Source organism: Pseudoalteromonas rubra (assembly GCF_005887095.1).
Classification (GTDB): domain Bacteria; phylum Pseudomonadota; class Gammaproteobacteria; order Enterobacterales; family Alteromonadaceae; genus Pseudoalteromonas; species Pseudoalteromonas rubra_E.
This window is the reverse complement of record NZ_PNCI01000011.1, coordinates 1-9,987: the sequence shown is the minus strand read 5'-3', so window position 1 is coordinate 9,987 and position 9,987 is coordinate 1. Positions and strand designations below refer to the sequence as shown.

Below are 9,987 nucleotides of genomic sequence, written 5' to 3'. Positions count from 1 at the left end.
CGAAGTATGCTCTCACCCTGTTAAGGATAGTGACCTGGTTGAGTTTATTCAGGCTAGCAAGCCTCCTAGATGACGGCGGGGTTGATAGTTTTGCATTTTGGCGGATACAACTGTGCAATTTTTGTGTAGATCCCGACTCACAAGCACCCGGGATGACGATTGGGGCTGTTAATTTTGCATTTTGGCGAATATAACTGTGTAGTCTTTGTGCAGTTTCCGGCTCGCAAGCGTCCGGGATGACGGTTGGGTTTGGTAGTCTTCATTTTACCGGACACAACTGTGCAGTCTTTGTGCAGTTTCCGACTCGCAAGCACCCGGGATGACGTTGTTATTTATCCGGCTTGCTTGCAACGAGGCACTACAGTGCAGTGTGCGTAGCTTTGCTTGCCCTGCCCTACTCAACAAAACGTTGAGTAAGGCAGTTTCTAACATGCATTAAAACTCAAAGTTAACTTGTACCGGATAGTGATCAGATAGCTCGTTGTAGTAGCCGTTATGATAGTAGCGACCGCTGCTTAGGTTCCAGTTGCCGCGCAGGTAGCTCCAGTACCAGTTTTGTTGTGCTTTTGGATAACGTACTGTCATGCTTGGCGCATTGCTGGGTTGTTTGTGGTCACTATGCCAGAAAACGTAATCCAGTGTGTCGTTATAATCCAGGCTGTAATCAAAGTAATATGCATTGGCCTTGGTGAACCAGTTGTGTTTTGCCGGGAATGATCCTACCTCTGGCGTCTGAAAGTTTAACTGTGCACGCGCTGTTGCAAGCATATCCGCGACTTCCCGCTGCTTACTCCACTCCACGTTCATATCACCACCAATGATAACAGGCTCGCTGGCAGGAATGTTTTCTGCCTCAATAAATGACTGAATTTCGTTTAGCTGGCCCATGCGCACGCGGTGCTCCTGAGCGGTGTCGCCGTCGTGAGTTGCCTGCAAGTGCGTGCCGATCAGGTGATAACGTTGATTGTCTTTTTCTATCTCTACGTAGGCAAACCCTTTGTTTGACAGATAATCCCAGCTGCCGTTCAGGCTGTTTTTAAACACGTGTGCTTTTTGCTTGAGGATTGGATACTTAGACAAGATCACCACGCCGCCACGGATCACAAACGGGCTGTTTGAACAGTTCCCTGTTAAACCATCCCAGCCACTGCCGCTACAATCCTGCCCGACGTTAGGTGTCTGGTAGGGGTAAATCGCAGACAATGCAGCCAGCGCCTGCTCTGCATCACTGTTAAAGGCCTCGCTTACCAGGATCACATCCGGGTTGTCACTCAACGATGCCAGCACACTGGGTAAACGCTCTGCCCGGTTTTGCTGGTCCCAGTCTTGTACATTGAGTTGCATAATATTGTAGGCCATGACTTTGAGTGAATCGGCCATACTGTGTGTACTCAACAACATCAGTGCACAAAGCATCAGGTGCTTAACTTTCATCTTATTCTCCGGTAGTTCGTTGTTATTTTGTCTTTATTAGGGCATTACTCAGACAGGCCCACAGCATAAGTAACCCGGATGAGTAAAAAATTTCGCTGCACACCTTAGTGACAAAAAGTGACGCTCCCATTGCACTAACCCACTATTCTGATGAAGGTTTTTTGAGATATACATTGCTGATTTAAGACTTACCAATGACACCTGTACTCGTTCACGCGCTGTCATTGGCACGGTGAATATTCGGCACTTCGTGAAGTGGTATCTTCTGATGTGGAGTATTTAAAAGCCGTTGATGTCAACAGCAAACCTGGCAATCCTATAAACGAGAACGAAAAAGAGAAAGTGAGCACACACTTACACATTAAGCATACTCTCTGCCTGCAAACGCTTCAAACAACCTATCACACTTAACAGCCAGCTCTTGTACCAAGCAACAACCAAAGTTCCACCAGACTTTACATAAACACTTGCGTTGATCCACACCACAAAAACGATTAGTATAATTATTCTCATTTGCATTTAAGGAAAATATAACTATGAAAATACTCTCTGTACTGCTGCTGTTACTGTTCTCGTTGCCGGCCCTGGCTAAAAAGCCAATCCGGGTTGTCGATATCGGTGTAATGGGACTCGCCTCTCATGATCTGTTTCAATGGAATGCACAAGCGCGTGAAAATGAAGAAAACGGTCGCTTTGACCTGAGTACTATTTTTGACTATGCCGATGGCACCCGAATTCATCAGGGCGGTAACCCTAAAAACTCATCGAATGCTGCGGTGTATTCCATCACCCAGAATCTGGTAAGCTTCTATGCAGGTAAAAAAGCCGCATTGTTGATGTCCAGAACGGTTACTGAAGAACAGGCACACATCATCGCCCGCCAGCAAACAGTTGCCTTCTTTATGGGTATGGTTAAAGAATCTTATGAGCGCTTTACCAGTGCCAGATTCCCTGACTATGCGCTGGCACTAGCCGTTACCGACGACGAGCAAGCTGTGATGCGTGCACTACATGATATCTTACCCGGCAAAATTTACGTAAACCGTAACCTGACGCGCGAAGTGTTTGAAGTCACCGACTTCAGACTGGCCATGACTCAGCTATCACCAACCGAAATGATGAAAACGGTGAAGTTTTACGACGGTCAATATGATGAAGAATACCTGCATGTCGTAGTCCCCGGCTTCCCGGATCCAACCATCATCAACCTGCAAGCCATTGACCAGGGCTTTATCGCAGAGCAAACGAATTACAACCTCGACGACATGCTCGCCGAGCTACAATTCTACGGCCAGTTCCCTTTCTTCGGCAACCTGGTCCACTTCACCAGCTTTGGCTACCACCTCGAAAACCTGTTTGCCAAAGGCATTTGCAACAAATACGTTGATGGTAGCCCAAATACCTGGAATACCGTTGCGGTTGAGTGTTATTAACCGACACGCCTGTCATGGTTAGCAACTAACTAACCAATTAACCTATGATAAGGCGCACTTCTGATGCATGAGAATTGCGCCTTAATTATTCCCCTGAAAATAAGCTTATCTGTCAATGCATACCCTGCTGTCATTTTTTCTCTCTGATCTCGCCCGTGAATGAGCGCCAATTCAAAGCAAAATCAGTAATTCATTGATCCGAACATTGTGGGTAAGCGTCCTAATCTGGAGTAGCCAATCAGATATGAGTCAGCTAATAGCGATGTTTTGGAGAGTGCTGGTTTATATGAAAAATGCAAATGACAGAGATCAAGAAAAGATCTGTGCGCGTTTAAAAAATATCGCTTTGGAATAAAATTGAGAGATTTTAAGACTGAGAAACAAACCTTGGTGATTGAAGTGTAAGTTGACATAAACAACAATGAAACTTCAATCACTTAAAAGCATATTTGAAGTATAAGTTGGCATAAAATTGAAGTGTAAACTTGCAAAAAATGACTAAAATTTAGCAACCAGTTCTAAGTAAACCTTGTGACACTTGAGACTGTTCAAATGAGAGAATAATAGTAACAGATGCAAGTGTGGATTTCTCACTTCAAAATCAAATAGTCTGACTTGTGAAGGTGTTATCGATACAACGGGGCCTTGCCCCGTTAGGTACATTATCTGCAGCTGCTACTTTGCGAAATAGCTATTTTACTTTCGCTACGCAAAATACTGAACATCAGTATAACACCGCTATTTAAGTTGATAGAATGACAAACCTATAGCAACACACTGGTTTACAAATAGTTGTTGATTCCAAAATAATAGTAGTTCTACCAATTCACTCTGTGTTGGATAAAAGTAGTTTTAGGTTCATATGTATTACGGCCATAACTACGTACCACAGCATTAACCTTAGCTGCATGACCAATATTTTCTCGGATTTTTGCTATTGCTTCGTCTGAAGCAACGACTAACCAGCCATTAGAGCAAATATCATCCATTTTAGGAGGCTGTCGAGAAACAGGGCCATCTTTCCAGTGGATGCTTTCAACCATTATGTTGCCCTTTTCATCAACCCAGCGAAAAAGTCCTTTCTCGGAAATAGACCATCCTAAAGAAAAACCTATCGATGGATTTAATGCTAACCACTCAATGCCTCCATGATCAATGTATGAACCTGTACCATAAATGACCAGTGATGGCTCTCGAGTGGCAGTCATTTCAGGATAATCAATAGCAGACCAATGCATCATGCTTGGAAATAAAGCAGAAGGTGACGTAATGTCCATATCTTCATTCAACCCTGGATGACAAACGTTAGACATTCGAATTTCAGTTGGCAAATCCCAATCTAGCCAGCTCCAGGCTGTTAGTTCACCAATAATTTGTTTCCCAGTGTCGCTCCTATCAACGAATTGTGTAATACCTTGTTCAATATCTTCTAACCATTCATCGTGCTTATAGGATACTTCTCGATCTTTTGCCTTCGGTATAACAATACACTCAGGTCGAATACGAGGCTCAAGCGCTAATAACAATTCATCACTACGTTTGAAAATATCTCGCAGAAGATCAATTCCTTGAGGAGGTATTCTCCCTGCATCTAACAACTCGCATACTACATAAGAGAGTGCAAGCTTTGCTACTTTAGGCCGTAACCTATGATAGGTCAGCTCAAGCCCAATCCCTTTCATCCATTTTCTATAAGCTTCTTCTGCCTGCTTATTCCACTCACTCTCCGGGACAAGAGTTTTCATTAAATCGGCAGCTCTGTAGGCCAAATTCTCAAATGGCACGTTTGACATATCAGCTACAAGCTTCGCTTCAGTTAATAAAGGCCTAAGCAGCTCAATCGGATCATCAACATCTGGAAATGTTTCCCCAGGTCGAATGGCGGAAAACGGAATAGCTTCCTTTCTATTCTTTATTTCTGGTAACTCCAGTTCGTATACCAAGGGCAGTTTTGAACGCTCTTCTGGAGGTAGTTTACCTTCTAATTCTAACCTACTAGCCAACTCTAAAGCTGTCATCCTTACGCTAAAGTCTTCCGACGCACAGAGTGAAGATACTTCACCCTCAAACTGAAAAACAAATTCTTTGAAATCCTTCGCCAAGCTACTTAACAAAGACACTATTTTTACTTGCGTCAATCCAATTCGGTCTATTCTATTAGCTATTTGCTTACGAATTTCTGGCCAGTTTACTTCAATTTTAGCCAAATCAATGATTGCCTGATGAGCCATATCCCCTAATTCAGGAATGGCGACATCGAGCATATCGAATGCAAACTCAATGAGTAAGCTAACGTCTTCCTTCTCGCCAATGTCATCTAACAGTGCCGGTGGTTTCTCAGTATTTTGTTCAAAAGCATCTAGCTGGTATGCATGTTCTTTGATTTCCTTCCAAATCGGCAGGGCATCTTTATCCTCAAAGATAATTTCGACAATTTCTTTTAAGTTCCAAATTAAACTACTTGGATATCTATATTCACCAATATAATCATCCACTAAAGAAGCGAGCGCTTTAGGTCGCCACTGTTTAGCATCAATTTCAACAAGGGCTCTAAATACCGACTGCCTAGACCCCCCATCCCAATGCAAATCCCAGCCTTTAGCATCTGAATTATCGAATAAACCTTCAAATAAGCTATTCGCTTTATCCACTTCACCATGTGAAGACAAGGCGCGAGCAATGCAAGAAACAACATTATTATCAGGCTTGAATGGCTTTAATAGCATATGCAGTTCCTCCAACTGAGGGGCACTCATACCTTTTAAAAATGGTTGAATCAAATTCATCCAGCGGAAATAATCGACGGATTCCACAGTTCGAAGAAGCTGAAATAGGCTTTCAGAAGAATTTACTTTCAGCTGCGCTTCTTCATCTGTCAGTTTATCCCCAGATTTCAATGTCAGAGAGGGTTCATGAGTAACATGTTTTGCTTGGGGGGTAGAAATCGCCATTGATGCATAAAAACTATTGTCTAACCCCGCTTCCCTGACGCCAAGCGCCACCCCTTCTAACCACAAGTACCGATTTGAAGGTAATAGATGTGTCTTAATAGATGTAATAAGTTCTTCTACCACATCCGCCACGCCATCATCAGAAGATTGGCAGCAACGAGACACCAATTTTTTAGGCAGATCCGAAGGGTTGTACTCTTCGAAAGGAATCAGTAGCTTTCTCGCCATCACTGATATTTCTTTAAATGGCGGGTTAGGTCTATCAAGTATTCCAGACAGCAACCCTGTTAGGCCTGGAGCATAATCAAGTCCTTTATGGTCGAATACCCATCTCAAAAGCTTTAAGCCATATTGCGGGTTCCAACGAGTGATAATAGTGATGAGTTCAAGTCCTGCTTCTTGCGTACCACGACCATTTCCCGATTGCCCTAAATTTACTAACGCCATAGAAAATCGACATATTTCATCATAGGCCAAATCAGGATATTGATTGATCAACTTACCTAGCCACATTACCCAATGAGAAAACTGCCTATCTTTCCTATGATATATTCCAAAAGATCCCGTGAAAATTTTTGGTAACAGACTAGCTGCTCGATTAGATTCACCAATCTTTGACCACATTATAGAAAGTTCATAGTACTCGGATATTTTGGAGTGAATGTCGTCGAAATCAGGTATCTCTTTTTCTATTTGATTCAGTACGTCAACCAAACCATCCTTGTGATATCCTTCCTTATACAAAGTGAAAGCAATTTCTCTTCGCCAGCTAGTAGGCCAATATCGTCTATTCCAGTCTTTTCTAAAAGCATCAGCTAGAGCCAAGATACAATCATGCCCGTGCTGAGATGTAGCCCTTATCGCGAAGTTAAAGTAATCTACAGCAGCTGATTCAAACTCATACCACCCAATCCAATCTCTTGTTTGGTTGTAAGGCTTTCGTAACAATTCAAAGGACGGCTTTATCTCTTGAACAATAAAACTTGGCAGTAGCTTCTCTCCAGCCCAACCTCGTCCCCAAATACTTGAGAATCTGACTAAAGCACGTTCAAATAAAACGTTTCCTGTATACTTTTCTTCACTTTCTTTTGGAACCATCTTAACCGGGTCAACATCTTGGCCCAGCGCGGCTCGCAGTCTATTAAGACGAATTCTATCTGCGAATGGACTTAAGTTCTTCCATTGACCATACACGCCATGTTTATAAAGGTTTGGCTGTTCTAAGTTTTCAAACCAGGCTTTAGCTTTATCTATACATCCATTGGCTCTGTAATCCAGTTCAGCAACCAACAACTTTTCTGAAAAATCCAAGTCATCGTTTTCAGACCAGTCAATAACCGCCTCGAATGCGGTCCCTATCAAAGCCGATGGATATTGGTTAATGCATATGGAAAAACATAAATTTATCAGGCTATCAAAGTGCTCTTCGTTTTCTGACAAGAAAGTGAAAAGCTCATCTATTCTTTCTTCGTCTTTTGTTTCATAAACACCATTGACCAACCGTCTCATTAAGCGAGCATGCAGATCTTCGTCATTGTTGCCCCATGCCCCTACATCATTATTTTCATACTTCGTTTGGTGTATAGTCGATACGAGGTCACCTAGCGGTATGAAATAATGAGCCACATCCACCCATCGTTTCAAATCTTCAGATCCACCATGATGCGGATCAACTGCATCCCCACCCGACAAATAGCCTAGAGGCTCAGCAGACTCAAAGATCCTTTTAGCTTCGCTAAAAAAGCTGTTCTGAGCAAGAACCTTAGAAAATTTTAGCGCTTCAGAATCATCTACCCTTAGTAGTTCTCCGTCAAAAATATAATTAAGCGCTGAACTTATTCCTTCAGATGAAAACAGGAGATTTAGTACATCAACTTCATTAAGGGCATCTCTTCGCTCTCTGAGCTCGCACTCAATTAAGATACACCTCACTACGGCAAGAGGATTATTCAGCTCTTTCGCCGACAATAGAACAGCATCAACATCACCTGTCACACTCGAAATATTCCGAAGACTAAAGAACTGTTTTCTAAAATAACTTTGAGTCCCAGCTTCAATAACAGCTTCCATTTGCTGAGCATTAAAAAGATGATAAATAGCCTCCCATCGCATTGGGTCACTATCATCAGACGACTGGTGACAATACTCAGCTAATACCTTGTGATACTCTATATTTTTTGAACCATCAAAATTACCAAATAGATTCCGGCTAGTTTTATCCAAAATAAACTGCCTGAAACTATTGTGGAAAAATCGCCAACTTACATCACTGTCTTTCTTAAAATAGTGCGATGCACTCGATATAAAATCGCGAATAGTTGAATGATCAGACCATTTCTCAAGCACTTGAGTATTTATTGGCACCCTCAATCTTGACAATAAAGCAAGCAAGTCAACAAGGTTCTGATTGCTCTCTATTTGTCGCCAATAAACTGAGTAGCTCTGCTCAATATGTCCTTGGTAAAGAGGAAACTCATCAATAGCTTCATCAAAATCCCTACCTGAACTGTCAGTAATAAATTGCAGCAGATAAACCAAAGATAGTGGGTGCCCCAATGATTTTTCGAAAATTTTCTTCTTATTATCATCTGTTAGTTCGGAGCAACCTGGCCATTCGTTTATGGTTGCATAGACGTTTGGCCGAGTCAGAGGAGATATAACAATGGTTCGACCTTCATGGCTGACATGCTCCTTTATGGTGTCAGAGAGATCGTTCAACTCCAGCGTTTGACTACCTAGAATGAATATCACACCGTCAGGCACAGTGTTAGGAGGGGGCAAATCTGACAACAAGCTCTGTAGAGGATTTTGCTCTCTCTGAATATGATCTAACCCATCGACCATAATAATGGTGATCACGCCATCATTTTTCCATTTCTCATGGGCTTGCTGAAGCTGCTCCCCTAATAACGACAAGTATTCTTCTCTTGAACCAGGCTGCCCGGTACTTTCACCACGAAATCCGTGATTTCTTAGTGACAAGGTGATGTCATGAAGAAAAGTTGTCGCTTCACCACGCCCTTGGTAAGTGCTATCGGGAACATATGCGTAATATCTAACTAATTTATATCCTGCTTTATACTTTAAAGTATGGGTAAGCGTTGTTGACTTTCCCGAACCAGGGCTTCCAAGCAAGGCGACATATCCTTGTTTGGTTTGTGATAAGACATCAGATATAGCATTCACAGTTTCTTCAATTTCCTGATAGGTTCGATCGATAGGAAATTCGTGAACAAACTTGTGCTTAAACCTATGGCTCCATGACAATCTGTCCAACATGTCATCTTTGGATAGCTCAATAATTCGGCGTTCACCTCCCGCCATTTTCGTCAGGAGGTTATATATTTTTTCAATATCCTCTTGTTTTCTTGCTTGTCCCTGATTGGTTACAGGAATATCAGCTGGCCGCTTATAATTGAATTCAAGCTCGCAACACCGAATGAAATTCAGAAATTGGTCATCGTTAAAATTTGACCGTTTCTGTAGATCCAATAGTGCCTCTTTCCAGCATACAGCTACTTTATCAAGACCTGTTTCACACCATGTTCTATCGAACCAGCACTCTTTTAAGAATGATTGAAAGTGAGCATGTTGAGGGGCTGTATCACCCAGAGGAATTTGGGCTTTAGGGTTTGAACTAGGTACTAGTTTATGAATCAAATGAACCTTTACGGTTCTTTCCTTGTAATGCTCATTTAAGTGCTTCCAACCTTCTGTAAGCTGCTTAAAAAGGCTAAGTTTTTCGTCTCCCTTTTTAGTCTTGCCATCTCTCACAAAATCGGCATAACTTATTGCATCAGTATATTCCGCCCACTTTACCTGATACGCATCAAGCTTACCTGTAGTCGCTATAAGTATGTCATCCAAGCTTCCCGCATCAGGATCGGCCACTCGAAACCATTCAAGACTTCCATTGAGCAAAGCTTCATATATTAGGCCTGCTGCTATTTCATACTGCGGAACATACCCTAGCATTGCGGTACGTTCACCATCACCTGAATTAATACTCGACATTACGAAAAGACTCCCTACAAAACGAACTCGATACATTCAGCTTGTGATTTTTAATCAAAATTACTGATACTACAAGCAGCATGACACCATAAATCAACTAATTAGAAGCTACCTGGGGTTTATTTTTTGGAAACTTGTACTGGTCAAGTCCAACC

The 9,987-nt window shown here is 42.2% G+C and carries 3 protein-coding genes; 1 reads left to right on the top strand and 2 read right to left on the bottom strand.

The genetic code is table 11. The features are described 5' to 3' along the window. Positions 1 to 435 precede the first annotated feature (435 nt). Positions 436 to 1,434 carry a sphingomyelin phosphodiesterase gene (locus CWB99_RS05780; protein ID WP_138553443.1) on the bottom strand — a complete coding sequence of 333 codons (999 nt, stop codon included), beginning with the start codon at positions 1,432 to 1,434 and terminating at the stop codon, positions 436 to 438. A 536-nt stretch (positions 1,435 to 1,970) separates the two neighbouring features. On the opposite strand from CWB99_RS05780, the gene CWB99_RS05775 reads away from it, so the two are divergent. Continuing rightward, entirely contained in the window at positions 1,971 to 2,867 is an 897-nt protein-coding gene (locus CWB99_RS05775; protein ID WP_138553441.1) for a hypothetical protein, read from the top strand. An 818-nt stretch (positions 2,868 to 3,685) separates the two neighbouring features. Here the strand turns inward: CWB99_RS05775 and CWB99_RS05770 are convergent. After that, positions 3,686 to 9,832 (bottom strand): hypothetical protein, encoded by a 6,147-nt coding sequence (locus tag CWB99_RS05770; protein ID WP_138553439.1) that lies wholly within the window; start codon positions 9,830 to 9,832, stop codon positions 3,686 to 3,688. Positions 9,833 to 9,987 lie beyond the last annotated feature (155 nt).

What these genes read in the sequence shown, in the direction of transcription:
- CWB99_RS05780 (WP_138553443.1), bottom strand. Translation starts at nt 1,434, where the DNA reads ATGAAAGTTAAGCACCTGATGCTTTGTGCACTGATGTTGTTGAGTACA.
- CWB99_RS05775 (WP_138553441.1), top strand. Translation starts at nt 1,971, where the DNA reads ATGAAAATACTCTCTGTACTGCTGCTGTTACTGTTCTCGTTGCCGGCC.
- CWB99_RS05770 (WP_138553439.1), bottom strand. Translation starts at nt 9,832, where the DNA reads ATGTCGAGTATTAATTCAGGTGATGGTGAACGTACCGCAATGCTAGGG.